A 25,629-nucleotide genomic window follows, 5' to 3' on the forward strand; every position below is an offset into this window, starting at 1 on the left:
ACAAAAAACAATAAACCACAAACCATAAACAAAAAGCCCGTCAGATGAGAACGTCTGACGGGCTGTATTTCGTACCTCGTACTTCTAACTTCGTATTTATCAAAGTCCTTTCTTATCTACATTCATCACCGCTTTTACACCTAAGCGATCGGCAGCACGGAGTACCGCAGCAAAACTTTCCAGTTTGCAATTACGATCGGCGTTTACAGCAATGGTTGGTTCTTCCCCATTGGCCCGTTTTGCATTGATGATTCTTGCCAATGCACTATCCATCATCAACGGATCAACAGGTTTTGCTTCTACATAAAAACGGTTTAACGAATCGATTGTTACAGCAACAGATTGTTTGGCTGTTGTATTGCTCTTGGCTTTTGGCAACGATGCTTTGCGCACATTGGGATTAGCCAGTGTAGATACGATCAGGAAAAACATCAGCAGGATGAACAGGATATCGTTCAACGCATCTGTAAACACCTCACTCGATTCAGCTCTTTTCTTTCTTAAATTCATGCTTCATCAGTTTAACGGGTGGGTTCCTGTAATACATCAAGAAAATCGGCAGCTGACGCTTCCATTTTATTCAACGCTTTTTCTACCTGCGTGTGCAGAATATTGTGAAACAGGTAGGCGATCAAACCAATTACCAGACCGCTGATAGATGTGATCAGTTTTGTATAAATACCACCGGCAATTGTACTCAGTTCGTATTCGCCTGTTGCATTGATGTTAAAGAACAACTGCATCAAACCAACCAGAGTACCAACGAAACCGAAGATGGGTGCCACTTTCGAAATGACCGAAAGTACATTTACATTACGTTCCAGTTTGTACATTTCCAGTTGCGCCACATTCTCCATACTGTTTTCAATGGAGTCGATAGGTTTACCAATACGTTGCAAACCTTTATCGATGATGCGTCCAACGGGATTGTTGGTGTTGCGTGCAAAATTGCGGGCAGCAGTAACGTTTCCGCTAAGGATATTGTCACGGATGATGTTCATGAAATTGCCATCTACTTCTGTTGCTTTTTTAATAGCCATCCAGCGTTCAACAAACACATACACGGTGGCAATGCTTAACAACAGCAACGGAATCATGATCCATCCTGCCTGCATCAACAGATCAATTAAATGCATTTCTTTTTTAGGAACGGCCTGAGTTGCAGCGTTGGTTAAGGTATCAACTGCATTCTGCACTTGGAGAAGAAAAAAATTCATACTGTTCAAATGGTTTTAGTAATGCGGATACGCAAACGTTCCCGCCGGTCAAATGTAAATCGTACAAAGCAACTTAACGTGTTGAGCTGCTGTTTATTTTCCACAGTCAAATATGCAGCCATGTTTTAACGATTTGTGTTATGGATAAGCTAAAAGAAGCCGAAAGAAATAAACCGATAGCCAATAGTACGTAGTTACAAGTCATAAAAATCTGCCCTAACTACTACCAACTATTGGCTACGGGCTGTGAACTATCGGCTAACATCCAGCAGCTTCTTCCCTTTTGCTATTTCCTTCACTTAAGTTACCTTCGCAGCCGATAATTTTCAAATTACTGCATTTTCAAATTTTCAAATTCTCTGTATGGCATACGACGTTATTGTTCTTGGTAGTGGTCCTGGTGGTTATCCTGCCGCTATCCGTGCTTCTCAGCTTGGTTTTAAAGTAGCAATTGTTGAAAAAGAAAGCCTTGGTGGTGTTTGTTTAAACTGGGGTTGTATTCCTACAAAAGCGTTGCTGAAAAGTGCGCAGGTGTACGAATACATGAAGCACAGTGCCGATTATGGTATTGCCGCTTCGAGTGTACAACACGATTTTGGCGGTGTGGTAAAACGCAGCCGTGGTGTGGCCGATAAAATGAGCAAAGGTGTTACCTTCCTCATGAAGAAAAACAAGATTGATGTAATTATGGGTTACGGAAAAATTGCCGGCAAAGGCAAGCTGGAAGTAACTGCAGCCGATGGCAGCAAAAGCATCGTTGAAGGAAAATATATTGTGATTGCAACAGGTGGCCGCAGCCGTCAGTTGCCTTCTATGCCGCAGGATGGTAAAAAGATCATTGGCTATCGTGAAGCAATGACTTTGGCCGATCAACCAAAATCAATGATCGTGGTTGGCAGTGGTGCTATTGGTGTTGAGTTTGCAGATTTCTATAACAGCATGGGTACAAAGATCACCATCGTTGAATTTATGTCACGTGTGGTTCCTGTGGAAGATGAAGACATTTCGAAAGAACTGGAAAAACAGTTCAAGAAGAAAGGCATCACCATTATGACCAGCGCCGAAGTAACAAAAGTTGATACTTCAGGTGCAGGTGTAAAAGCTACTGTTAAAACAGCTGCAGGCGAACAAGTACTTGAAGCAGATATTCTGTTAAGTGCTGCCGGTGTTGTTGCCAACATCGAAAACATCGGACTTGAAGAAAACGGTATCAAAACTGAAAAAGGAAAGATCGTTGTAGATAAGTTCCAGCAAACATCTGTGCCCGGCATTTATGCTATCGGTGACTGTGCTCCCGGCCAGGCCCTTGCACACGTTGCAGGTAAAGAAGGTATCAATGCAGCTGAACACATGGGTTACCTCGAAAAGAAATACCACCATACTCCTGAAGCAATGGACTACAACAACATTCCCGGTTGTACTTATTGCACGCCTGAAATTGCAAGCGTAGGTTATACCGAAAAAGCTGCGAAAGAAGCAGGTTACGAAGTAAAGGTTGGTAAGTTTCCGTTCATGGCAAGTGGTAAAGCAAGTGCTGCCGGCGCTACTGAAGGTTTTGTAAAAGTAATTTTCGATGCGAAATATGGCGAGTTCCTCGGCGCTCACATGATTGGCATGGGTGTTACAGACATGATTGCCGAAGTGGTTGTTGCACGTAAGCTGGAAACAACTTACCATGAGATCCTTAACTCAGTGCATCCGCATCCTACCATGAGTGAAGCAGTGAAAGAAGCAACTGCTGCTGCTTACGGTGAGGCGATTGATATTTAATTGTCCGAACCGTGATTATTAGGATTTCACGGTTTTAAGAGATAAACAAAGCCCCGACTTTAAAATCGGGGCTTTTCTTTTCCGTTGACCGATTTAAATTATTTTACGATGAACAGTCATCAATAAATCGAGTTCTTCTTCTACGCTATTCAAAGCCGCATCAAACTCCTCTCTCCCACTTACCGCAACAACAGAAAGATTACGGTAATAGTCAATCCCATCACGCAGGTTGCTGCAGAAAGAAGTAATGTATTTTTTCTTCTTCGCATCCTGTTCAACAGTTGCTCCTTCTGCCAATTGCTCACGCAGGTAGTTCATATATAAATGCAATTCGGCAATAAACATATGCGGCCTGCTTTTATTTTCCATAATGTTTTCTCTGCCGTAAATATGATCTGTCATTGTTTGCAAAGAAACCACTTTGGAAAAATTGGCAATGTTCGGGCCGGGACAAATGGTTACGGCTTCCAACTTCTTTACAAAAGTTTGCTTATAGTTTATTGCAGCAGAATTACTGAGACCAACACATAAACATTCTTTATCCAACACTTGCTGTGCCTGCTTTTCATACTCCGCTTGCGGCAATTGCAACAACTGTAATTGTTCCAGCTTCAACTGCTGGTATTTTTTTGATGCAGTACAGATTGGTTCTTTTGTAAACTCGGTGTTAAACGACAAATGCTTTTCGGTGCAGGGGCTGCCGGGATTTCCTTTGTTGATCCTCGTTTCTTTTTCTTTTGCTGAACTTGTTCCTTTGAGATAATGAAAACGTACACCCAACGGCGAGTTATTGCTCAGCACCACATCGTTTTCTTTGGCTGCGCATAACAGTTGCATGGTTTCTTCATCAACCGTTGTTGCTTCGGGTACTAATAAAAACGGTGTTCCCCAGCCGGTACTTTGTATGCCGTATTGCTGATGCAGGAATTCATCTTCTTCGCTTGTACCAATGCCGCCTTGTACCGAATACACAATCGCTGGTGCTTTATCGAAACTGCGGTTGTTCTTTTTCTGTTGTGCCGCATTATAAATTTCAAACAAAGCACTTGTCAATTCTTCTTTCTTTGTTTTAAACTCTTCGAGTATGGGCCCAAGCAAATAACCTTCTGTTGCAAATGCATGTCCTCCACAATTCAACCCCGATTCAATTCTGAACTCACTTACCCAAATACCTTTCTTGGCTAAATATTTTCCCTGTATCAATGCCGATCGGTAATCACTCACCTTCACCACTACTTTCTTGTTAAACACGCCTTCCTCATTTGCATCCAGTTCTTTGCATTGTTCAAGATAGTTGTACAAACGTGGATTCATTCCTGCAGAAAAAATTACGGACGAATTAGCAAGATCGCTTTTTACAAATCCACGTAAGGCAGCAACAGCTTCCGAACCATCTTCCTGTAACACACCTTCTTTATTGAAAGTTTCACGATCAACCTTGGTCATGATGTTTACATCAATTGCACCAGGCACAATCTGCGAACGCAAATACTGTTCAATCTTTTCTTTTTCGTGTTGATGACTCATCTTCATCATTTGCTTATACAGTTGCTTCAAAGCACTGTCCTCAGGCAGCATTTCAAAATACTTGATGATCTCCGAGCCTTTTTCAAATGCAGCTGTCTTCAGCTTCTCCACCTGTTGTTGCACAATGCTGTTTACAAGATTGAGATAGTCAGCAATACGTTTAGCCCTGTAATCTTCTTCATGCGTTGCAATGGGATGATAAGGAAGATTGGCTGTTTGATAATAATGGCTACGCATCATTTCAATTAACCTGTCTTCCACAATGGAAATAACAGAAGAGATACCGAAGCGTGCAACTTTAATGGGACTATCAACAGTGTAGGCCAATCCCATTACGGGGATATGAAACCTGTGCGGAGAAGAATAATTCATGCTGCAAATAACCAGGCACTAACAAATTGCCTGTTGCGTTTGGAGTGATCAATAAAACAGTTGGTTGTTTAGAAACCTTTTTCGTTCGCAAAATTATTGCGACTTGCCAAGCTTCTGTTGTACAGTTAAATGACAGGAAACCTGTTTGCGGCTGACCTTCGTCAGTTCGGTTATGGTTTGTAAGCCAGTTGCGCAAGGGTTGCCAACCTTCATCCTTCGGCAGGCTCGGGAGTTGGCAACCCTCACCATCCAACCACTCTATCAACCGCTGCAACGAAAGCCCTGCTTTTTTTCTGTGAGTTCTTTACTTTCAGGCATAAACCATTTAAACAACCAGTATGAGAAAGCTTCTGTTATCGGCTTCCTTGTTGCTAAGCCTTTCGGCTCTTGCACAGGAAGAAAAAGTAGATCAGGAAATCATCAACAAAATCATTAAAGAGGGAACAACCAATTCGCAGGTAATGAACATTGCGTTTCATTTAACCGATGTAAGTGGTCCACGTTTAACCAACTCGCCCGGCTATTACCGTGCTGCGGACTATGCCATTGCCGAAATGAAAAAATGGGGCGTATCCAAAGCAGGCTTAGATGCATGGGGCGAATTTGGCCAGGGTTGGCAGTTGAAAAAAAGCTATGTAGCCATGACTGCACCTTATTACAAACCTATTCTTGCCTATCCAAAAACATGGACACAAAGTACAAAGGGTTTGCAAAAAGCAGAAGTAGTTGTGATTAATGTAAAAGACTCAACAGAATTACTGCAATACAAAGGCAAGCTTGCAGGCAAAGTAGTATTGGTAAATCGTACAGACGAATACAAGCACAGTTTTAAACCAGATGCAACCCGTTATACCGAAGATGAGTTGCAAAAAATGGCAGCGTATCAAATTCCAACACAGCCACAAGGTCCACGCCAGGGTGGTAATCCAAACATGGCACGCTTTGGAGCTGCACAACGTTTAAACACACTCATTAAAGAATTAATTACAAGCGAAGGTGCTGCAGCATTTTTAACCGCCAGCACAGCATCGCACGACGGAACCATTTTTGTACAAAACCCCGCTGGTAACCGTGTTGATTTTGTAAACGGCAAACCATCGGTACTGGAAATTGCTGTTGCGTATGAAGATCTGAAAACCATCAATCGTTTGGTAAACATGGGCACACCAGTGAGTATGGAATTAGATGTACAATCGGAGTTTACGGGTAAAGATGTAAAAGGTTACAATGTTATTGGCGAAATAAAAGGAACCGATCCCAAACTGAAAGATGAAGTGGTAATGATTGGTGCACACCTCGACAGCTGGCATGGTGCAACAGGTGCAACTGATAATGCGGCCGGTTGTGCTGTAATGCTGGAAGTGATGCGCATTTTTAAAGCATTGAACCTGCAACCGAAACGCACCATCCGCATTGCATTGTGGAGCGGCGAAGAACAAGGTTTACTTGGCTCCCGTGGCTGGATCAAAAACTATGTGGGCGATCGTGTAACAAAAGAAATTAAACCTGAACAGGGAAAAATTTCTGCTTACTACAATATTGATAACGGAACAGGAAAAATAAGAGGCGTGTATTTAGAAGGTAACGCTGCCGTACAACCGATTTTTTCGAAATGGCTGGAGCCGTTTAAAGAAATGGGCGCTTCAACGCTTACACTTCAAAACACCGGCGGTACCGATCATATTTCGTTTAACGAATTAGGTATACCGGGTTTTCAGTTTATCCAGGACGAAATTGAATACGACACCAGAACACATCATACCACCATGGACAGCTACGATCATTTGGTTGCAGATGATCTTAAACAAATGGCTGTAATTGTTGCCAGCTTTGTGTACAACACAGCAATGCGTGATGGTTTATTACCACGTAAAGAAATGCCGAAACCTGTACAAACGCAACGATAAAAAATGCATTTACAAGAAACAGCCCCGCTTTTAGCAGGGCTGTTTTTATTTATAACCATTCAAACTACTACACACTAAGATCAAAGTTTTACAAACTTGTACATTTTAGCTGCAACAGCATCCTTTTGCTGCACATACAAATAATACGTACCCGGCTTAAGCAAGCTGATATTCATCTTAAGGTTGCTGCCTGAAAAAGTTGTTTGCTGCAAAACAGCACCGGACACATCGTATATAACCGCCTGTGCATTTTTAACAGGAGCTCCGGTATATAAATTCAGTTCGTGCTGTGCAGGGTTGGGATAAAAATTTAACTCATCCGTTAATTGATTAGCTTTTATCAAAACAGAAGAAGAATATACAATTGAGTGATCTTTCATGATCACTTTTATTCTGTAGTTAAACCCAACTCCCTGCGCTGAAAGAATATCTTCAACAGCATAAACAGTTTTATGTACAACCGCATTAACTTCAGCAACCGTTACATAAATTCCATTATCTGCACTTCGTTCAACCACAAAACTATTTGCTGAAGAAAGTATTTCAGCATCAACCTTCCAACCCACAAACGCTTTATTGCCTTTGCTGTTTCCATTTATTTCAACTTTTGCGTTGGGCAAAACTGAACAACTGCCTGTTGTATAAACAATCTGAATGGTATCAACTGCATGTACTTCACATCCGTTATACAAGCGTTGCGCAACATAGTAAATACCGGGACCGTTGATATTTACAGATGTGCCGGTTGCCGGATTGGTAGTAATACTTCCGTTGGGTGTACTCCATTCGTAAGAAGATGAACTAACAGGGTTATTAACAAAAAGTGTACTTACAGGATTGTTAGGACACAAAGCCGGGAAATTTGAAGAAGCATTCACTGCAGAACCCGATGGCAATGCTCCAAAATCGTAAGGCCCCATAAAATCCTGCAGGTTTGATGTAAAGGAAGCCGATGATCTTGATTTAAAAAAAACAGAATTGAACAATGGTGTACATTGACCTATACCTAAAGCAGTATACAAAGCAGGATCTAATCCTATCCTTGTTAAATTGATACCGGTTTCAACAAACTGAAGTTGATCGAAATTAGAAGACCATATCCGTTGTGTATTTGAAGAATTAAAAGTTGTTGTACCCCATGGTGTAGCATATGTAGTATCGGTAAGTGCTATGCCACTGTAGTTAGACGTACCCGCACCAAACGCTGTAGTGTTTGCATTTGAAACAATTTGTGCGTAGCCATAACTGCCCCCCGATGGCATATCGAAATTTGCATTAAAATTAAAGAACGCCGGATTTACTGTGCTATAAGTAGAAGCTGAAATCCAGATTCTGATGTCGAGTACAGGAGCTGAGCCAGGACTAAATGTAGCTGAAATGATCATATCGCCTGTTTGAATAATCTGCCCACTTGCATTAAACTTCCATTCGGAATGTCCTCCTTCTGTACCACCGGTAGCGAACAAACCTGTTGTTGCATTATAAACACATGATTTTTTAAAAAGCTCTATATCATAATAGCGGGAGCCTAGTACACCCAGCGTAGTTATGCCAAAATTCATCCATAACGAGTCGCTTGCCGAACTCCCATCTCTCCGCATGTGCGCAAATCCATCAACAAGATCATTCTTACTTGGTATTGTTTGCGTACCTACATTCCAGCCAGTATTGGGATTATCTGCATTTTTAGCTGCATTACCAAAAGTTGTACTATCGTAAGTTGTAGTGGAACCAACTGCACTACCAGTATAATCTCTTACATATAACCCGTCAATCCAAACTCTTCCATTCACAGTTGTATTATTCACAACATTCATTCTTCGGCTGAAGGAAATGTTTTCACCGGTCATCAATCTTGTTCTGTAAGCTGAAGCACCGGTAGTGTCAATTACTCCTCTTCCTGTACCTGAATATGCTGCAGGTAAAAACCAATCATCGTTATTATATGCAAGAAGTGTTGTTGTGCCGAATTTTGCATAACCAACTTTTGTATCACCATCAATTGTAAAATTTGCAAGTGTTCCGCCATTTGCCAATTGAGCTTTAACATGCAAGCTGTTAACAGCAAGAAGAATAAGGAAGGGTACTAAATGTTTCATAAGTATAGGTTATAATTACTAGGTTAATACGTGTTGATACGATGAGCAATTAGCGTTTTACGATTTAGTTATCGTAAACAGCCGCCTTACAGCTTGTTCATTCAAATCGAATCCCGTAAATACTTGTGAAACTGAATAAGAGAAAATACTGAAGAAATATTCATTTTCATTGGGATCGGATAATCGAAAACACTTATAATTCTAACACAAAGCTAGTAAAACTCGTAACCGGCAAAAGAGACAAATCACTTAGTAAAAATACTATTCATTATAAGTGCCTGTCTTCCTTCAACTTATTACAATAAAATATGCAATTATTTAAATGCCCGAATACAAGAAAAGAGAATATGCTGTTTAAACACCATGTTTCCTGTTACCTTCGCTGCCATAATTAATTACTAAAGCACTGCGTATTTTTTATGAGCAAACGAGCCAATTATATTTCATGGGACGAATACTTTATGGGGGTTGCTTTACTTTCGGCAAAACGAAGTAAAGATCCTTCCACACAGGTTGGAGCGTGCATTGTAAACACAAAAAATAAAATTGTTGGCGCCGGCTACAATGGTTTACCCGCAGGTTGTAATGATGATGAATTTCCGTGGGATAAACAGGGTGCGTTTCTTGAAACAAAATATCCCTATGTATGCCATGCAGAACTAAATGCTATTCTCAACAATATTGGCATGGATCTTCATGGATGCAGAATTTACACCGCTCTTTTTCCTTGTAACGAATGCGCAAAAGCAATTATACAGGCGGGTATATCAGAAGTTATCTTTCTATCGGACAAATATGGAACAACCGATTCATCGCTTGCATCGAAACGCATGTTACAAACAGCAGGTGTTATTTACAGAAAAGTAGAAACCGACATCCAACACCTGCAACTTTCATTTAAGGAAACAGAAATATAACAGGCAATTATTTTCGAGCCATACGAAAAAAAACACTTCCCCATCTACCACTTATAGGTGTTAGCAAAACGAAAAAAGCGGTTGTACCTGTAAACGAAGCAGTTAAGGAAATGCATAAATTTTTCCCCATAAATGTGATTAACTTTTTATTCACTTAGGCGGGTTGGTATTCCTTTATCTTACTTTCCAAATCGTATTTTGCAGGAGTATGAAAGCCTATATTTCCATCAGTTACCAAAAACGCCGCAGTTTAAACACCGCTATTACAGCTATTATGACTGTATTGGAAGAACACCAGATTGAATCGCTGGTATTTGTAGACCAACACAAGTTTGAACCCGAACAGGAACAGGAAATGATGCAGGCTGCACTTGCTTCTCTCGACCAATGCGATATTCTCATTGCAGAAACATCGCACAAAGGCATTGGCATTGGTATTGAAGCAGGTTATGCAAAGGCAAAACAAAAGCCGGTAGTTTATTTACGTCATAAAGAATCGGAACACTCTACTACACTTTCCGGTGTTAGTGATTACGCTGTTATTTACAAAAGTGCCGACGATCTGCAACAACAATTACACAATGTTGTAAAAGAAATTCTACTGCAGCCCGTTGCCGTTGCCAGCAATAGCTAAGCAATATTTTATTGTTGCTGATGTTATGATTTTACAGAGAAACTTTCTACATTTCTAAACTGTTCGTACTCCTCTGTTAACGAGCCATGCCAGCTTGCCTCTCGTAACTGCTATTATTTTTTACTCCAAAATTACCAACCATGCGTAACTCCATGTATTTGCTGTGCGTTATTCTGTTGAGCATGTTTTTTATGAATGCCTGTAACGAACAGGCTCCGGAAACAAACACAGGCACCAAAGAAGTTCCTGTTAAATCGCCGGAAGAAATGATTAAAGAAGGCGAACGTTTAGTTGCGTCACACGACTGCGAAATTTGCCATTCACCCAAACGTTTAGGACCGCAGGGTCCGGAGATCATTCCTGAACTTCGTTTCAGCGGTCATCCATCTACCAGCACATTACCTCCAACAAATGATGCAGCATTAAAATCGGGCTGGGTATTATTTGCTCCGGATTTTACTTCTGTTATTGGGCCATGGGGACAATCGTATGCCGGAAACATCAGCAGCGATTCAACCGGTATTGGTATGTGGACAGAAGAACAGTTTAAAAAAGTTTTACGAGAAGGTAAATTCAAAGGCCTGGATAACACACGCCCCATTTTACCGCCTATGCCCTGGCAGGCATTTCAACATATGACCGATGATGAAATTAGTGCCATTTTCGCTTACCTCAAATCAACAAAACCGGTTAAGAATGTAGTACCGCAGGCAAAGATCAATGCACCACCGCCACCTGTAAAAAGTTAGATTATTCATTGTATAAAAAAAGACCACAGCTGTGGTCTTTTTTTATACATGTTGTTTGAAAAATTATTTACCTGCCTGCTTCACCATTAACGCCTGTATCTGTTTCATTGTCGATTCCATTCCGCTTGCACTGCCATCGAGGAAAATGATGTTGCCTTTGCCATACTCTGCAAAGTTCTTTACAGCTTCCGTCCACATGCTGAATAAAATTACATTGGTATCAAGATTAGCTTGTTTCATTTGTTCCGCAGCTTCCGTCATACCTTGTGCAACTTCTTTACGGAACAATGCCACACCCTGCCCTCTTAAACGTGCAGCTTCTCTTTCTGCTTCTGCTGATATTTTAATGGCATTACCTTCTGCTTCTGCCGATTTTGTTTTAGTGATCAATAACGCCTGTCCTTCGTTTTCTGCAGCAGCTTTTAAGTTGTTACTTGCTACCACACGGCTCATACTTTCCATAATAGCCTGGTCGAAAGTTATATCGTTGATCTGCAGATCCTGTAAATGATAGCCCCAATCTTCGAGCGAATGATCGATTTGATCTTTTACAAACTCCACAATTTCCCTGCGCAATGAAAGAATTTCGGCCTGGCGTTTGGTTGCCACAAAAGCACGGATGCTTCCTTCAACTGTACGTACCAATGCCTGCATCAGATCTTTATCGCTGATGAATTTAAATGCTACTTTTTTGATTGTTTCTTCATCTGAATTCTGAACACTGTACAGCAACATGCTTTTGAAATAAACATTCGCCTGGTCTATCGTTACTGCCTGGAATTCCAGTTCTACCGAACGGTTTTGAATACTTACCCGTTTGTACACCTGTTCAATAAGTGGTATTTTAAATTTTAAACCCGGACCAACAGAGCGCTGGTATTTTCCAAACATGGTAATTACAGCCATTGTACCCTGGTTAACGGTAAACAAACCGCTAAAGACAATGATGAGGATAACGAAGACAAACCAATAGCTAACAAATAAATCTAACATAGTAGTAAAATTTAAATCCAAAGTAGCACATTCCTGTTAATTAAGAGAAGGAATCTGTTTGCAGTTTTTGTATCTTTCAGGAAACTATCATCATGAATCGCAGTAAGAAAATCTTCATTGGATTCCTTTCCTTTCTTCCCATTATAGCATCCGTTGTTCTTATAGGATATATGCTTATTAATTTTCTGCCGGAGATGCTTAAGTTAGAAAGGGAATATCAGGGAGACATTCCACCCGAAATATTCTTTTTCAACATGACAGGTTTTATTATTACTGCTCTTGTACTGGGCATTATCCATCTTGGTTTACTCGTATTCTTTATTATTCATGCAATTAACAACACCCGTGTTAAGCCAGAAGAACGCATTATCTGGGTACTGCTGTTCATTTTTGTAAACAGCATCGCTTTCCCCATCTATTGGGGGCTTCGCATTTGGCCTGCCGAAAAAACAGAAAGCAATTTTGTTCGCATGTAACCAATTCAACTCATTAAATTTGTTTTATACCAAACTACGTTTATGAAAAATGTAATCCTCGCTACACTGCTAGCCATGTTCTTTGTTGCGCCTGTTTTTACAAATGCAGCAGAACCCATTTTGCCGGTAAAAACTGAACCGACAACTGTTGTAAAAAAAGAAAAACACACTTCATTTAAGAGCTTTCGTAAAGCAACAGAAAAAAAGCTGGGTCGTAAACTAGGCTTATTCGAACGCATTGGTTTATGGTATTACACCACACTTACCCCCGAACCGGAATTTGATGCGAAGAAAGCAAACAATCAGGCCTTAGCAGGATTTATATTAGGTGTATGCAGTCTTGTAATTTTTCCTTTGCTGGCTATACCGGGCTTTTTTCTTTCAAAGTCTGCAACCACAAAAGAAAAACTCGCTCCCGGCACTTTAGAACCAACCAACAAAAGCCTTGCAAAAGTTGGTTTGATCTTAAGTATTATCGGTATTGTTTACCTGTTTGTATTGATCATTTACATTGCCATTTTAATAGGAGCTTACGGGATGGGATTATAGCTGTTTGGCTTTTTCTTCCCATACTTTTACCAGTTCAATAAGCATATGGGCGCTTTGCTCCATGTCGTACACAGCTACCCATTCGTGTTTGCTGTGTATGGCCTGCATACCTGTAAACAAATTGGGGCAAGGCAAACCCATGTAACTTAAGCGGCTTCCATCGGTACCGCCACGTATAGGTTCTTTTACAACAGTTAAACCACAACGCTCATATGCTTCCACTGCATTTGCTACAATCTGCGGATGTTGATCAAGAATCAATTTCATGTTACGGTATTGTTCTTTTACAATAAACTCCATGCTGCAGCCAGGGTATTCTTGCATTATTTTTTCTGCAATGATTTTTAAACGGGCTTCATGCTTCTGCAAATTATCAGTTGTAAAATCACGAACAATAAATTCGATCGTTGCCTTTTCTGCTATACCTGTAACTGCAACGGGATGTACAAAACCTTCCCGCTTCTCCGTTGTTTCAGGGCTCCACTCCTGCTTTGGTAACGCACTCACTATTTCCGCTGCAATTTTCAATGCATTTACAAGTGTATTTTTTGCATAACCCGGATGCGCTATTACACCATGCACAATAATTTTTACGCCGTCGGCACTAAAGGTTTCATCTTCTAAAGTTCCCAACTCGCCACCATCCAAAGTGTAGGCTAGATCGGCTCCTAATTTTTGCAGATCCACTTTATCTGTACCCCTTCCTACTTCTTCATCAGGTGTAAATAAAAGTTTAATAGCACCATGTTTTATTTCGGGATGCTGTTGCAGATAATTGCCCATACTCATAATAATAGCTACACCTGCTTTATCATCGGCACCAAGCAAAGTTGTACCGCTGGCCGTAATAACATCTTTTCCAATATGCTGTTTGAGATAATTGTATTTCGCCGGACTGATAACCTGCGATTCATCATCCGGCAATACAATATCGCCTCCATTGTAGTTTGTATGCAGAATAGGTTTTACGTTGGTTCCGCTGCAATCGGGTGCTGTATCTACATGGCTGCAGAAACAAACAACAGGAACCTGCTTTGTGGTGTTTGATGGAATTGTAGCGTACACATAACCGTAAGCATCCATATGCGCATCGGCAATGCCCATTGCCAGCAATTCTGTTACGAGCATGGCCGATAAGTTTTTTTGCTTTTCGGTTGTTGGCGATAAATTACTTTCAGGGTCACTTTGTGTATCTACCTGTACATATCGCATTAACCGATCTGCTGTTCCATACTTGTATTCTGCTGCCATACACTTATTTTTGAGAATGTAAAATAACAGCGTTTCACCGCTCAACCCAAAACTGTTCTATGGATTCCACTGCTGCAATTAAAAAAAGCTGGCTCAGAGTTTTACTCTTTGTTATCTTCTTTACCATGCTAACCTATTTTGGCAGCACGCTTGTTGCTGTCTTTTTTGTTGTACTTGGTTTACCGCAAACCGATACCAGTTTGTTTTACGTTGGAACAGTACTCATTTTTCTTTCCGCTTTTTTAAGTGTATGGATTTTCAGAAAAGCAATCGACCGAAAATCGTTTGCAAGTCTCGGTTTTAAATGGAAAGGTTTTACAAACGAACGCAACACAGGTTTTTTAACCGGCATTGTTGCCATCACTATACTTGCAGCCGTATTATGGGCCATGCAGCTGCTGCAATGGTTTACTGCCGATATTAACTGGATTGAGATATTGCAGATAACGTTCATTCTCATCCTTGTAAGTTTCTCAGAAGAACTTGTGTTTCGTGGCTACATACTCAACAACCTTTTACAAGCGATGCCCAAGCTGCCTGCATTGCTTATATCGGCGCTTTTGTTTGCAGGCTTTCATACCTTAAACCCAGGTATGTCGTTAATTGCATTTCTGAATATTTTTGTTGCTGGTGCATTAATGGGTACCAACTATATTTTTACACGCAACCTGTGGTTTTCCATTTTCTTTCATTTCAGCTGGAATTTTTTCCAGGGACCTGTATTAGGTTTTGAAGTTAGCGGACTTGATTTACCGGTAATGCTCGAACAAAACCTACGTGGTTCAACATTACTCACAGGCGGTGCATTTGGTCTTGAAGCATCGTGGCTTGCAACCTTTATTTTAAGTATAACCGGCATCCTTCTCTTTGTTGTATTTCAGCGTAAGTACAAAAGCGTTGAATAATTGTGTATTCAGAACTTGCGAATACTCGTTCTATTCTCTACTTTACTGTTTCACCAAAATCAACAAACATGAAGAAGATTCTTATCGGCGGCCTTGTGGGCGGTCTTTTACTTTTTACATGGCAAACCATTTCTTTCGCAGTTGCTAATCTTCATGATAAGGGACAGGCTTACACACCTAAGCAAGACACAATTCTACAGTTCCTCAACAATTCGGGTTTGGAAGAGGGCACTTATTTTATGCCTCGTCTGCAAAACGAAAACTCATCCGAAGAAATGGAGAAGTTTATGAAAGAAGTAGATGGTAAGCCCTGGGCTCAACTAAGCTATTACAAAGCCTGGAAAATGGATATGGGTATGAACATGGCCAGAGGTGCATTGACGAATATCATTATTGTTTGTTTACTTGCGTGGATTTTTTCAAAGATGACAGCACAAAGTTTTGGCTCTTATTTTCTTGCCAGCATATTTGTAGGTATCATTTGTTTTGCCAATGGTCCATATACGGGTCATATATGGTACCCAAAACATGATATCAATGCCTATTTAATGGATGCTTTTGCGAGTTGGGGCCTGGTTGGTTTGTGGTTGGGCTGGTGGATGGGGAGGAAGTAGTTTCAAGTTTATAGTTTCTTGTTTATCGTTACAGGCTTTTCAAACTTTGATGAACAGAAGTAATTTCATTTTTATACTTGTGGAATTCTATATAACAAAAACGGTTCGCAATAATGCGAACCGTTTTTTATGTTGCTTATTGAACTTTTGTACAAGAGTGCGACGCCAATGCCGCTGATAGTAGTAGTAAAGCTTGTAACAATAAGCTATAAACTTGTTACGGAACAATGATCAGTCCTTTCGAATCAATTTCTACCATTTCAATATCAAATACCAGCTCTTTACCTGCCAGCATATGATTTGCATCCAGCACAACCACCTCTTCTTTTACTTCGGTAATGGTTACAGGAAACTGCTGACCTGCACTGTTGTTCATCATCAGCTGCATGCCAATTTCCGGCGTCATATCATCAGGAAAATTAGAAAGCGGAAAATCGATCACCATCTGGTCGTTACGTTCGCCATAAGCTTCATTTGGCGGAATATTAATTGTTTTTTTATCGCCAATGGCCATACCAACCACCGCATCATCAAATCCTTTAATCATCATACCGGCACCAACTTCAAACTCAAGGGGTTCACGACCTGCACTTGAATCAAACTGCTCGCCCGTTGTTAATTTACCGGTGTAATGCACACGAACGGTATCGCCTTTTTTTGCTTGTTGCATAAATTGTAATTTGAAGCAAAATTACCCGCAAACACCAACCCTGCCAATAATTTTTTTTACCATATTATTTGTGCAAATTTGGTATACAAAACCCCAATAACACATGCGACTCACCCTGCTTTTAAGCTTTTTATTGTTAACGCTTTTTTCCGGCGCCCAAATAAAACATAAACGCTCCGGCTACAATCGTGGTACAATGAATGGCGGAGCACTGCAAACAGGAGCAGAAAACCTGGCGCAATACATTCCGTTGCTCAGTGGCAAAACAGTTGCCGTGTTCGCTAATCAAACATCTGTTGCAGGCAGATCGCATCTGGTAGATACATTGCGCAGATTTGGCATAAACATCAAAGTAATTTTTGCACCAGAACATGGCTTTCGTGGCACTGCAGATGCTGGTGAAAAAGTTGGCAACTATACCGATCAGAAAACCGGTATTCCCGTTGTATCATTATACGGTACAAAACGCAAACCTTCAAAAGAAGATCTTGCAGGTGTTGATGTGATGTTGTTTGATATACAGGATGTAGGTGTACGTTTTTACACATTCATTTCATCGCTTGAATATTACATTGAAGCTGCAATGGAATTTGGCAAATACCTTGTTATTCTCGACAGGCCAAACCCCAATGGACATTATGTGGATGGTCCTGTTTTGGAAGCTCCTTACAAATCGTTTGTAGGCATGCAAGCGGTGCCCGTTGTTTATGGCATGACGATTGGCGAATATGCACAAATGATTTATGAAGAAGAATGGATCGATGCACGTTATTACGAACTTGCCGGCAAGCATGGTAAATTTGAAATGACGGTGATCCCATGTAACAATTACACACATGCAACTAAATACGATTTACCTGTAAAGCCTTCGCCTAACTTACCAAACACACAATCGATCTGGCTTTACCCTTCCACTTGCTTTTTCGAAGGCACAGTACTTAGCGAAGGAAGAGGAACAAACAAACAGTTCCAGATTTTCGGGCATCCTTCTTTACCAAAAACATTAACCTCGTTTACACCACGCAGCATGGAAGGTGCAAAAACACCAAAGCTGCAGGATAAGCTTTGCTACGGCTGGGATGTTAGTGGAACAAAAGAAAAAGTGCTGCAAACAGTAAACAACAAAGTACAGTTGAAATGGTTGCTGGAAGCTTATCGTCTTTTCCCCAACAAAGAAGATTTCTTTTTGCCTGCAGCAAGCGGCAAACCACAGGATTTCTTTTTTAATAAACTGGCCGGCAACAGTACGCTTATGCAACAGATTAAAGATGGAAAAAGCGAAGAAGAAATACGCAAAAGCTGGGAACCTGCTTTAAGCAAATTCAAAACGTTGCGAAAAAAATATCTACTTTATAAAGATTTTGAATAATCGATTTTTTATAAATGCGGTTTTGCACATTACTACTATTCATTTTTTTTAGTGTTAACTGTTCAGCACAGTTTCCTGCTGAAATTCGTTTTACGAACTATAACCGCAGCAACGGACTTTCTGAAGAATTTGTAAACAACATTACGCAAGACAGCCGTGGTTATTTGTGGCTCGGCAGCCGTGAAGGACTTATACGTTTTGATGGATTGTATTTTAAAACATGGTATGCCAATACCAACGATAGCACTAAATTTTACAGCAACAACATTAGTGTAATTGAAGAGTACAAGCCCGGCTGGCTGCTTTTCATAAGCGGAGCCAACCTTTGGCAAATAAATATTTTCAATCATCAATTAAAAAAGATAAGTCGTTTCTCAAGTGCCGACATTATCGTTCATCCACACAGGCTTAACAGCACACGTTGGTATATATCTAAAAAAGATTCGTTCTATATTACAAATAATGATTTTACTGTTTTGCATTCATTTGCAATAAACAAGTTTTATCCTGCGGGCTCGTTGGTTGATTGCTACCCACTACAAAATTCCTGGTTAATGTTGTATATACATGGTACCGATAAAAAGTATCTTGTAAATTATGAAACCAAACAGGTATTGCCCTTTAATTTAAAAAATGAGCGCCTGGATAGTCGTGCAGCATTTTATACACCTGTTTTGTACGACAATGGCATGCAGCGCCTTTACCTTTCAACTTACTTTAATGGAAATTTTTATTGCGATCTTCAACTTCCGCAAAATACTAACTATACACCTCTCCCATTCCTGCAACAACCCAATGGAGCTATTCGAAAAATGATGTTATTGCCCGGAAACAAAATGATCCAGGCTGGCGATTTCGGATTATACTTTGTAAGCGATACAGGCCGAAATGTTTTTAAAGCCGACGCTTTTACCGGAAACATGCAAACATCCGATGCAGTATTAAGCATCTGTAAAACAAACGAGCAACTTTATTGGATTGCCACAATGAATGGGATCAGCCGGTTTAGCCTTGATGAACCTGTTTTTAAGTACAGCAGTCCCGAAGCAAAAGATCTGAGTATCGACGATATTAAATCAATGATCAAAACAGATGCGAATACAATTTATCTTTTAACTGAAAGAAACAGTTTATTAAAATTCAATAAGCAGGAAAAAAAGTTTACACAGGTAGAAAAAAAAATAGCGTATGCATGGACAGCAGTAAAGCTTACCGAAGACATATTAATAGGCGGTGCCGGGCAAAAATTAGCAGTTTACAACATTGCTTCCGGCAAAACAAACTACCCTGCTTTTTTACAACCCTATTACACAGCTAATACCGATCTTGTTACATTAATTTACAAAGCACGTAATGGCGACACATGGTATAGTTGTAATGGCGGTGCAGGCATTATGCGATCTCCCGCAGGCTCATCACAACTAATACAATACAGTCGCCAATCATCACCACCTACCTTTAGCCATAGTTATGTGCACTGCGCAGCAGAAGACAGCAATGGAAATATCTGGTGGGGCAATAATAAATCGGCACAGCTGCTTAAATGGAATACAACCACCCGGCAATTTGAAGAAAAGTTTATTGGCGCACTATTGCCACAATACAATGGTACAAACGGCATCAATCATTTATATGTAGATGCATCGGACAACCTCTGGATTGCGCTTGATGGCGCAGGGCTTATTAAATACAATGTAAACACAAGGCTAGGCGATTATTATGATATTAACAAAGGCTTACCTGCCGATGGTGTTACCAGCATAACAGGAGATTCGCAAAAAAGAATATGGCTGGGAACCCGTAAGGGATTGGGTTGCTATTTACCCGAAAAGAATAAGATTGTAACCTTTACCACGTACGATGGTTTACCCAACGATAATTTTGAAAGCAGAGGCGTATTATACGATAAAGAAACAAACCTCCTTTACATTGGCTCGAAAAATACATTGATATGGTTTAATCCCGATACACTGCTGAACAAAACAATTTTGCAGCAACCGAAAGTATTTATTGATGCAATGTTTGTAAACAGCAAGCCCTGGTATTTCGAAAACGAAAAAAACATTACACTTCAAGCCGATGAAAACAATATTGAGTTTAGCTTTTCGGCCGTGGACTATGCCCGAAACAATCAATTACAGTTTCAATACAAATTAAGCGGCACGGGCAACAATTGGACAGAAACAGGCGAAAGCCGTTCCGTATCTTTTAATAATCTTCCTTACGGCAGCTACACATTATCGATTCGTTGCAAATACAAAGAAACAGATACATGGAAAGAAACAAGCTATCCATTTACATTTACGATCCTTACTCCCTGGTATAAAAAAACCTGGTTTATGCTGTTGCTTATTGCAGCAACTGCAATTATTGCAGCACAGTTTTTACGGTTGTATTATCTGCGGCAAATGGAAAAGCAAAAAATACTGATTGAAAAAGAACTTGCAATTGAACAGGAACGTACACGTATGGCAAGGGAGCTACATGATGGTTTAGGCAGTATGCTCAGTGGCATTAAACATTCTTTCAGCGCAATGGAAAACCAAATGGATATGAATGAAACGCAGCAACAAAGATTTCAGTTTAACATAGAAAAAATAAACGAAACAATTACAGAATTACGCAGCATTTCGCATAGTATGGCAACAGACAATATGCTGAAATTTGGTTTTGTTAACTCCCTGCAGGACTATTGCCGCAACATAAGCCAACCGGCAGGATTAAACATTTCTTTTTCAGCTATTGAAACAACCAATATCAATTTAAGCGAAGAAGTGAGTTTGCATCTGTTCAGAATTATACAGGAATTAATTCAGAACATCATTAAGCATGCAAAAGCAAACAATGCCATTGTACAGTTAAGTGGCGCTAATAACAAACTCTCCGTTACAGTTGAGGATGATGGTACCGGTTTCGACCTTAATAACATTTCGCAAAAAGAAGGTATTGGGTTAAAGAATATTGCAGCCAGGTTAAAAATAATAAAAGGGGTTATTGACTATAAATCTGAGAAAGGGAAAGGCACATCAGTTCTTATCGAAATACCATTAACGTAAAGCTATTTAACGTAAAAGCGAAGCAGCGAAAATTCGGCGGGTTTTAAAAGTGCATAACCCGCAACCAATACTTTTATATTTACCGCTATCTCCTGTTGAGATGTAACCTCTACGCCTGTTTTCACAAAAAAACATTCCTCCGGTTTATTGCCGGCAAATTTGCCTGTACGATATAAACTATCAAGGTAAAAGACTGCATCTCTTTTTAAGTTAATCCATACTGTATCAGTTGATGGTTGCCCTTTATATCTGTTAACTATCGATTGCAACCTCAGCTGTATTTCATTCGCAAGAACAATTGAAGCTGATGACCTTGCAGTATTACGTTCATTAACCATCAACTTCTTTGTTGTTCGCAGGCTGTCTTTAACCGGCAGCTGCCTAATTTGCGCCACGCCGTAACTACCTGTTACAAAAACTAAAAACAGAAAAATTAACCGCATAAGGTCGGGATTAATGATTTACAGCAATCAGTTGATGATAAAACGCCAGCTTGATTAACTCCGCAACATTCCTGGCATTCAATTTAGCAAGCAGATTTTTCCGATGCGTATCCACGGTAGTTACGCTAACAAAGAGTTTAGTTGCAATTTCGCTATTGATCATTCCTTCAGCTATAAGTTCGAGTACTTCCTTTTCCCGACGGGTAAGAATAAGATTGGCTTCCGATTTGGATTTCATTGTTTTGATGGCATCAAAACTTAAATAGGTTTTACCCTTTACAACAGTTTGCAGTGCTTCAAGTATTTCTTCTTTCGAAGCATTTTTCAGCACATATCCCGAAGCTCCGTTTTCCATCATCTTCTCAATAAAACTTTGTTGATTAAACGTGCTTAATCCAATAATAAAAACAGCCGGGTATTTCGCTTTTACTTCCTTACACAAATCAATTCCGTTTTTTTCGGGCATGTTTATATCCATCAATATAACATCGGGTAATTGCTTTTGCAGAAAAGCCAAACAGGAACCTGCATTCATAGCATGACCGGCCCACTCTATATTTTTTTCGTTCTGCAACAGAGAACGAATGCCCTCAATTACCATGTAATGATCATCTACGATAAAAACTTTTATTGCCATTAGGTGAGCAGTTTTTAATTATGCATTCAGTTCTATATGAACAGAAGTTCCTTTACCGGCCTCTGATCTTACATCTAATTTACCTTTTAAATACTCAATACGGCTCAGAATATTCGTCCAGCCAATACCCCGTGCAGCTTTTAATATATCGGCATCAAAGCCCTTACCATCATCTTCAACGGTAATGGTAATTGCATCATCTGTTTTGCTTAATTGCACAATGGCATTTTTTGCAACCGCATGTTTCATTGTATTATTAATTAACTCCTGCACAATACGATAAATAGTAATTGCAGTTGATTGTTCAAACTCTACCTCTTCAATGTTAAGCGATTGGTAACTTACCTTTAAAGCGCCCGATGCATTAATATCATTACAAAAATCTTTCAACGCTGTATCTAACCCAAATTTCACCAATGCTTCCGGCATCATGTTATGTGCTACACGGCGCATTTCCTTAATAGAACTGTCCAGCATATCCATGCTGCGTTCAAAAGCCTGTGCATTGTCAGGCGTAAGAATTAAGTTCCCTTTCATAGTATTAAATGAATATTTAATGCCGCTCAACATTCCTCCTAATCCATCGTGCAGATCTTTTGCTAATCGTGTTCGTTCCTGTTCTTCGCCTTTTAATACAGCTTCTGTTGCGGCCAATTGTTTTTCAGTTTCCAATTCGTTAATACGCTGTTGCTGCAATTTTTGTTTATGCCTGTAGTTGCGGTACGATAAAAGAGAAATAATAAGCAGAGATGCAGCACTGCCAATTAAAATATAATTGAGTGTATTTTTACGGCTGATGGTTAACTGCTGAATTTTTTTATCATCTTCTAACCGTTGAATACGCAAAATCTTTTGCTGAGATTGATATTTGGCTTCCAGATCCAGGGCATTCCTGCGTATCTTGTCGCTCAAAATACTATCAGCTAAAACATCAGCAGCACGCAGATAAGCATAGCCGCTCTTCATATCGTGCAGAGCAAAATAAATACGGGAAAGCGTTTGCATGGTCTGTTGCTTTTCCATACGCAAGTTGTTTGTATCGGCAATGGTATAAGATTGTAATGCATAGGCTTTTGCTGTTTCGAACTCCTTGCGGAAAAAATAATATATAGCCATGCCTCTGTAAGAAATTACCAACCCATCATCCGATTGCAATTGTTTGTTAAGTACAACTGCTTTTTCATAAAACGGTTTTAGTTTTTCATATTCTCCTTTTTGCAAAAACACATCGGCCATATTAAGCATTGCCGACGACTCCATTTCCACATGTGCAATACGCTTACTGATTTTTAATGTTTCATTATACACTTGCTCAGCCTCATTAAACTTTCGCTTTTTTATATAACTCAACCCAAGATTGTTTAAAGCAGTACCTAACCACATTGGCTCATCAACCGTACGGAGGTATTTTACAGCAGCCTGGCCATATTCGATGGCCTTATCATAATCTTCAATATTAAAATACATTAACTGTAAAATATCATACCCCTGCGCCGAAAGAAAACTATCTCCATTATCTGCAAACAACTTTCTACCCTCTTCATAAAACTTTGCAGCTTCAGCATACCTGGCCAATTGCCTGTAAGATGTGCCTGTATTAAACAATGCCTTGCCCAGCAATACAGGATCGTTCAACGTTCTTGCAATGGCAACTGATTGTTGATTTAGCAGTAAGCCCGAATCGTACCTTGCCTGCAAATTGAGTACGAACGTGTAATTGAAAATGTAACGAACCACTCCTGCTTCGTAGTTAATTTTTTCGCTGATAGTACCTGCTTTCCTGTAGTAATACTTAGCAAGCTCCGGTTCATTGGCTTCGTATTGCTGACCGAGATTAATGTAAAACTCTACACCTGCCGAATCCTCTTTTATAGCAGGCATTAACCTTAAAAGACTATCTCTGTTCATTACCGTTTGAGCAGTTGAAACAAACGACAAAAAGAGCAGTATAGAAAATAGCAGCTGTTTCATCATATAAACTTAATTCAACAGATTACAAATAAAATCAACATGGTGCAGGTAATTCCTCCCCTTTTTACATGATTTTTTAAGGCACACAAAATATCCTTCTTTTAAGGGATAGATTTCTTTTAGGCAAGTCATCATTTTTACGTCAATAAAAATCACAGACATGAAAAAATTAATTTGCCTTCTTGTATGCATTGCTACATCCCATCTACTACTGGCGCAAGCCGGCCGTATTCGTGTTTCGTTTGCAGGTTTTGATTGCATTCGTGAAACCTGGGATGATATTCTACACGCAGATGGAAAGGGCGATGAAGTCTATTTTACTTTTTCCTTTTTACTTGGCGATAAAAACGGAACCACAAAACTCAACTATGAAAAAAGAACGCCTGTTTATGGAGATGCTACAGGGCAGTTTTCGAACCGCATCAGTGTTGGCTCTTGGGTGGATGTGTTTGGCAACAATCGTGGAGGCATAAAAGCCGGTGATAATTACAGAGGCAACCTGTTACTTGGTGAGTACGATGTAGCCAATGACGACATCTTAACGATTGTACCTACTGCATGGGAGCAGGATCCCATTGCAGATAACCAGGCTGGCTTTAGTTCTACTATTCAAAGTATGGCTTACAGCATTAATCAGAAGATAGCTCCTGTTGTTTTAGGCATCGGCATACTAACTATGAATCCCACTTCAATTATTTTTGGTGCAGGGCAGTTAGGCATTCCAAAAATAAAAGCTGGTGGTGAGCAGGGGGAGTTAGGCAAACCCGGAACAAGACCAATTGGAATGGAAAAATATGGTGATTTTTCTCCAAAATTTGTTGGACTTAAATCGAGCGATCTTGCATTTCTAAGTAATAGTGATATGGGGTATGGCAAAGGTGTTATTCCAGTTCACTACGATGAAACTGCAGTTGGTAACCTGCGTGACCATGGCATTTATACTGTTTTACTGAAAGTAGAATTCTTTCCTTCGCAAACACAAAGTACAACAACAACGCAACCATCAAACACGGGCAATGGTACAACTACTACCACAACAGTTACAAAAACTACTGCACCATCAACAATTAAAACAGTAAACACAGGCACAACAACAAGCACATCTACTGTTGCAGGAATCTGGAAAGGAACCTATGGAACGGGCAGCAGCAATAACACAACTTTTTATTCTTTTCAATTGAACCCTGATGGCACTATGAATGTACTGGATGCTTCAGGAAAAAGTATTGCTGCAGGCACTTATAATCTTAACAACAATCAGCTAACTGGGATTTACAGATATACCGGAAATAATAATGCGTTTTCATTTGCGGCTTCAGTTAAAGGTTCGCAAATGGAAGGCACTTGGGGCTCAGGTTCAAACGTAAGCGGCGGAGGCAGATGGATGATGACGAAAGCGGCAACAGGAGCAACAACCAACATCAGGTAAACGCTATTCAATCAGGTATTACTTATTTCATTCTGTCTCTAAAAATAAAATCATGAAACAGTTGGCTTCAATAA

Annotated in this window: 22 protein-coding genes; 12 read left to right on the forward strand and 10 right to left on the reverse strand. The window is 40.0% G+C overall.

The features are described 5' to 3' along the window. Window positions 1-99: 99 nt before the first annotated feature. On the reverse strand, window positions 100-510 hold the full coding sequence (locus ESA94_RS03480) for an ExbD/TolR family protein (protein WP_129129458.1): 411 nt from the start codon (window positions 508-510) through the stop codon (window positions 100-102). An 11-nt stretch (window positions 511-521) separates the two neighbouring features. Then, window positions 522-1,217 (reverse strand): MotA/TolQ/ExbB proton channel family protein, encoded by a 696-nt coding sequence (locus ESA94_RS03485; RefSeq protein ID WP_129129459.1) that lies wholly within the window; start codon window positions 1,215-1,217, stop codon window positions 522-524. 363 nt (window positions 1,218-1,580) lie between these two features. Here ESA94_RS03485 and lpdA point away from each other — a divergent pair, with 363 nt between their 5' ends. Continuing rightward, window positions 1,581-2,987: a dihydrolipoyl dehydrogenase gene (gene lpdA, locus ESA94_RS03490; protein WP_129129460.1), complete on the forward strand. Its 1,407-nt coding sequence runs from the start codon at window positions 1,581-1,583 to the stop codon at window positions 2,985-2,987. 93 nt (window positions 2,988-3,080) lie between these two features. On the opposite strand, the gene ESA94_RS03495 is transcribed toward lpdA, so the two are convergent. Then, entirely contained in the window at window positions 3,081-4,886 is a 1,806-nt protein-coding gene (locus tag ESA94_RS03495) for a hypothetical protein (RefSeq protein WP_129129461.1), read from the reverse strand. Window positions 4,887-5,224: 338 nt separating this feature from the next. Here ESA94_RS03495 and ESA94_RS03500 point away from each other — a divergent pair, with 338 nt between their 5' ends. Further along, entirely contained in the window at window positions 5,225-6,793 is a 1,569-nt protein-coding gene (locus ESA94_RS03500; RefSeq protein ID WP_129129462.1) for a M20/M25/M40 family metallo-hydrolase, read from the forward strand. An 80-nt stretch (window positions 6,794-6,873) separates the two neighbouring features. On the opposite strand, the gene ESA94_RS03505 is transcribed toward ESA94_RS03500, so the two are convergent. Further along, entirely contained in the window at window positions 6,874-8,892 is a 2,019-nt protein-coding gene (locus ESA94_RS03505; protein WP_129129463.1) for a T9SS type A sorting domain-containing protein, read from the reverse strand. A gap of 419 nt (window positions 8,893-9,311) precedes the next feature. Between ESA94_RS03505 and ESA94_RS03510 the strand changes: the two genes are divergently transcribed. The 3 genes from ESA94_RS03510 (at window position 9,312) to ESA94_RS03520 (ending at window position 11,192) form a co-directional block, all read left to right on the forward strand. Beyond that, a complete protein-coding gene (locus tag ESA94_RS03510; RefSeq protein ID WP_129129464.1) occupies window positions 9,312-9,809 on the forward strand; it encodes a deoxycytidylate deaminase in 498 nt (165 codons plus the stop codon). Window positions 9,810-10,017: 208 nt separating this feature from the next. Beyond that, window positions 10,018-10,443 carry a nucleoside 2-deoxyribosyltransferase gene (locus ESA94_RS03515; RefSeq protein WP_129129465.1) on the forward strand — a complete coding sequence of 142 codons (426 nt, stop codon included), beginning with the start codon at window positions 10,018-10,020 and terminating at the stop codon, window positions 10,441-10,443. Between the two features lie 140 nt (window positions 10,444-10,583). Further along, window positions 10,584-11,192 (forward strand): c-type cytochrome, encoded by a 609-nt coding sequence (locus tag ESA94_RS03520; RefSeq protein ID WP_129129466.1) that lies wholly within the window; start codon window positions 10,584-10,586, stop codon window positions 11,190-11,192. 63 nt (window positions 11,193-11,255) lie between these two features. Here ESA94_RS03520 and ESA94_RS03525 read toward each other — a convergent pair whose 3' ends face one another. Then, window positions 11,256-12,185 (reverse strand): SPFH domain-containing protein, encoded by a 930-nt coding sequence (locus ESA94_RS03525; protein ID WP_129129467.1) that lies wholly within the window; start codon window positions 12,183-12,185, stop codon window positions 11,256-11,258. A gap of 194 nt (window positions 12,186-12,379) precedes the next feature. On the opposite strand from ESA94_RS03525, the gene ESA94_RS03530 reads away from it, so the two are divergent. Both ESA94_RS03530 and ESA94_RS03535 read left to right on the forward strand, forming a co-directional pair. Continuing rightward, on the forward strand, window positions 12,380-12,661 hold the full coding sequence (locus ESA94_RS03530; protein ID WP_129129468.1) for a hypothetical protein: 282 nt from the start codon (window positions 12,380-12,382) through the stop codon (window positions 12,659-12,661). A 42-nt stretch (window positions 12,662-12,703) separates the two neighbouring features. Continuing rightward, window positions 12,704-13,210, forward strand: a complete 507-nt coding sequence (locus ESA94_RS03535) for a hypothetical protein (protein ID WP_129129469.1) — start codon at window positions 12,704-12,706, stop codon at window positions 13,208-13,210. On the opposite strand, the gene pepT is transcribed toward ESA94_RS03535, so the two are convergent. Then, window positions 13,205-14,461 carry a peptidase T gene (pepT, locus tag ESA94_RS03540; RefSeq protein ID WP_129129470.1) on the reverse strand — a complete coding sequence of 419 codons (1,257 nt, stop codon included), beginning with the start codon at window positions 14,459-14,461 and terminating at the stop codon, window positions 13,205-13,207. The genes ESA94_RS03535 and pepT overlap by 6 nt on opposite strands. A gap of 59 nt (window positions 14,462-14,520) precedes the next feature. Here pepT and ESA94_RS03545 point away from each other — a divergent pair, with 59 nt between their 5' ends. After that, the gene (locus ESA94_RS03545; protein WP_129129471.1) at window positions 14,521-15,366 is read left to right on the forward strand and encodes a CPBP family intramembrane glutamic endopeptidase; all 846 of its coding nucleotides are present in this window, start codon (window positions 14,521-14,523) and stop codon (window positions 15,364-15,366) included. A gap of 68 nt (window positions 15,367-15,434) precedes the next feature. Continuing rightward, the gene (locus ESA94_RS03550; protein WP_129129472.1) at window positions 15,435-15,980 is read left to right on the forward strand and encodes a hypothetical protein; all 546 of its coding nucleotides are present in this window, start codon (window positions 15,435-15,437) and stop codon (window positions 15,978-15,980) included. Window positions 15,981-16,197: 217 nt separating this feature from the next. Here ESA94_RS03550 and ESA94_RS03555 read toward each other — a convergent pair whose 3' ends face one another. Next, entirely contained in the window at window positions 16,198-16,650 is a 453-nt protein-coding gene (locus tag ESA94_RS03555) for an FKBP-type peptidyl-prolyl cis-trans isomerase (RefSeq protein WP_129129473.1), read from the reverse strand. 103 nt (window positions 16,651-16,753) lie between these two features. On the opposite strand from ESA94_RS03555, the gene ESA94_RS03560 reads away from it, so the two are divergent. After that, window positions 16,754-18,019, forward strand: a complete 1,266-nt coding sequence (locus ESA94_RS03560; protein WP_129129474.1) for an exo-beta-N-acetylmuramidase NamZ family protein — start codon at window positions 16,754-16,756, stop codon at window positions 18,017-18,019. A gap of 14 nt (window positions 18,020-18,033) precedes the next feature. Beyond that, on the forward strand, window positions 18,034-21,075 hold the full coding sequence (locus tag ESA94_RS03565) for a sensor histidine kinase (protein WP_129129475.1): 3,042 nt from the start codon (window positions 18,034-18,036) through the stop codon (window positions 21,073-21,075). A 2-nt stretch (window positions 21,076-21,077) separates the two neighbouring features. Here ESA94_RS03565 and ESA94_RS21350 read toward each other — a convergent pair whose 3' ends face one another. From ESA94_RS21350 to ESA94_RS03575, 3 genes are read right to left on the reverse strand one after another with little or no spacing between them, the layout of a single operon-like run. After that, window positions 21,078-21,518: a hypothetical protein gene (locus tag ESA94_RS21350; protein ID WP_164972630.1), complete on the reverse strand. Its 441-nt coding sequence runs from the start codon at window positions 21,516-21,518 to the stop codon at window positions 21,078-21,080. Between the two features lie 10 nt (window positions 21,519-21,528). Further along, window positions 21,529-22,155: a response regulator gene (locus ESA94_RS03570; RefSeq protein WP_129129476.1), complete on the reverse strand. Its 627-nt coding sequence runs from the start codon at window positions 22,153-22,155 to the stop codon at window positions 21,529-21,531. Window positions 22,156-22,173: 18 nt separating this feature from the next. Then, the gene (locus tag ESA94_RS03575) at window positions 22,174-24,129 is read right to left on the reverse strand and encodes a tetratricopeptide repeat-containing sensor histidine kinase (protein WP_129129477.1); all 1,956 of its coding nucleotides are present in this window, start codon (window positions 24,127-24,129) and stop codon (window positions 22,174-22,176) included. Window positions 24,130-24,286: 157 nt separating this feature from the next. Between ESA94_RS03575 and ESA94_RS03580 the strand changes: the two genes are divergently transcribed. Beyond that, window positions 24,287-25,555: a hypothetical protein gene (locus ESA94_RS03580; RefSeq protein WP_129129478.1), complete on the forward strand. Its 1,269-nt coding sequence runs from the start codon at window positions 24,287-24,289 to the stop codon at window positions 25,553-25,555. The last annotated feature ends 74 nt before the right edge of the window (window positions 25,556-25,629 follow it).

The sequence above is a fragment of the Lacibacter luteus genome (assembly GCF_004118265.1).
In the GTDB taxonomy this organism is placed as follows: Bacteria; Bacteroidota; Bacteroidia; order Chitinophagales; family Chitinophagaceae; genus Lacibacter; species Lacibacter luteus.

Bases quoted from the DNA above. Each gene is read 5' to 3' on its own strand.
- ESA94_RS03495 (WP_129129461.1), bottom strand. From the start codon at position 4,886: ATGAATTATTCTTCTCCGCACAGGTTTCATATCCCCGTAATGGGATTG.
- pepT (WP_129129470.1), bottom strand. From the start codon at position 14,461: ATGGCAGCAGAATACAAGTATGGAACAGCAGATCGGTTAATGCGATAT.
- ESA94_RS03515 (WP_129129465.1), top strand. From the start codon at position 10,018: ATGAAAGCCTATATTTCCATCAGTTACCAAAAACGCCGCAGTTTAAAC.
- ESA94_RS03525 (WP_129129467.1), bottom strand. From the start codon at position 12,185: ATGTTAGATTTATTTGTTAGCTATTGGTTTGTCTTCGTTATCCTCATC.
- ESA94_RS03560 (WP_129129474.1), top strand. From the start codon at position 16,754: ATGCGACTCACCCTGCTTTTAAGCTTTTTATTGTTAACGCTTTTTTCC.
- ESA94_RS21350 (WP_164972630.1), bottom strand. From the start codon at position 21,518: ATGCGGTTAATTTTTCTGTTTTTAGTTTTTGTAACAGGTAGTTACGGC.
- lpdA (WP_129129460.1), top strand. From the start codon at position 1,581: ATGGCATACGACGTTATTGTTCTTGGTAGTGGTCCTGGTGGTTATCCT.
- ESA94_RS03505 (WP_129129463.1), bottom strand. From the start codon at position 8,892: ATGAAACATTTAGTACCCTTCCTTATTCTTCTTGCTGTTAACAGCTTG.
- ESA94_RS03555 (WP_129129473.1), bottom strand. From the start codon at position 16,650: ATGCAACAAGCAAAAAAAGGCGATACCGTTCGTGTGCATTACACCGGT.
- ESA94_RS03480 (WP_129129458.1), bottom strand. From the start codon at position 510: ATGAATTTAAGAAAGAAAAGAGCTGAATCGAGTGAGGTGTTTACAGAT.
- ESA94_RS03565 (WP_129129475.1), top strand. From the start codon at position 18,034: ATGCGGTTTTGCACATTACTACTATTCATTTTTTTTAGTGTTAACTGT.
- ESA94_RS03550 (WP_129129472.1), top strand. From the start codon at position 15,435: ATGAAGAAGATTCTTATCGGCGGCCTTGTGGGCGGTCTTTTACTTTTT.
- ESA94_RS03570 (WP_129129476.1), bottom strand. From the start codon at position 22,155: ATGGCAATAAAAGTTTTTATCGTAGATGATCATTACATGGTAATTGAG.
- ESA94_RS03575 (WP_129129477.1), bottom strand. From the start codon at position 24,129: ATGATGAAACAGCTGCTATTTTCTATACTGCTCTTTTTGTCGTTTGTT.
- ESA94_RS03500 (WP_129129462.1), top strand. From the start codon at position 5,225: ATGAGAAAGCTTCTGTTATCGGCTTCCTTGTTGCTAAGCCTTTCGGCT.
- ESA94_RS03510 (WP_129129464.1), top strand. From the start codon at position 9,312: ATGAGCAAACGAGCCAATTATATTTCATGGGACGAATACTTTATGGGG.
- ESA94_RS03545 (WP_129129471.1), top strand. From the start codon at position 14,521: ATGGATTCCACTGCTGCAATTAAAAAAAGCTGGCTCAGAGTTTTACTC.
- ESA94_RS03535 (WP_129129469.1), top strand. From the start codon at position 12,704: ATGAAAAATGTAATCCTCGCTACACTGCTAGCCATGTTCTTTGTTGCG.
- ESA94_RS03520 (WP_129129466.1), top strand. From the start codon at position 10,584: ATGCGTAACTCCATGTATTTGCTGTGCGTTATTCTGTTGAGCATGTTT.
- ESA94_RS03580 (WP_129129478.1), top strand. From the start codon at position 24,287: ATGAAAAAATTAATTTGCCTTCTTGTATGCATTGCTACATCCCATCTA.
- ESA94_RS03485 (WP_129129459.1), bottom strand. From the start codon at position 1,217: ATGAATTTTTTTCTTCTCCAAGTGCAGAATGCAGTTGATACCTTAACC.
- ESA94_RS03530 (WP_129129468.1), top strand. From the start codon at position 12,380: ATGCTTAAGTTAGAAAGGGAATATCAGGGAGACATTCCACCCGAAATA.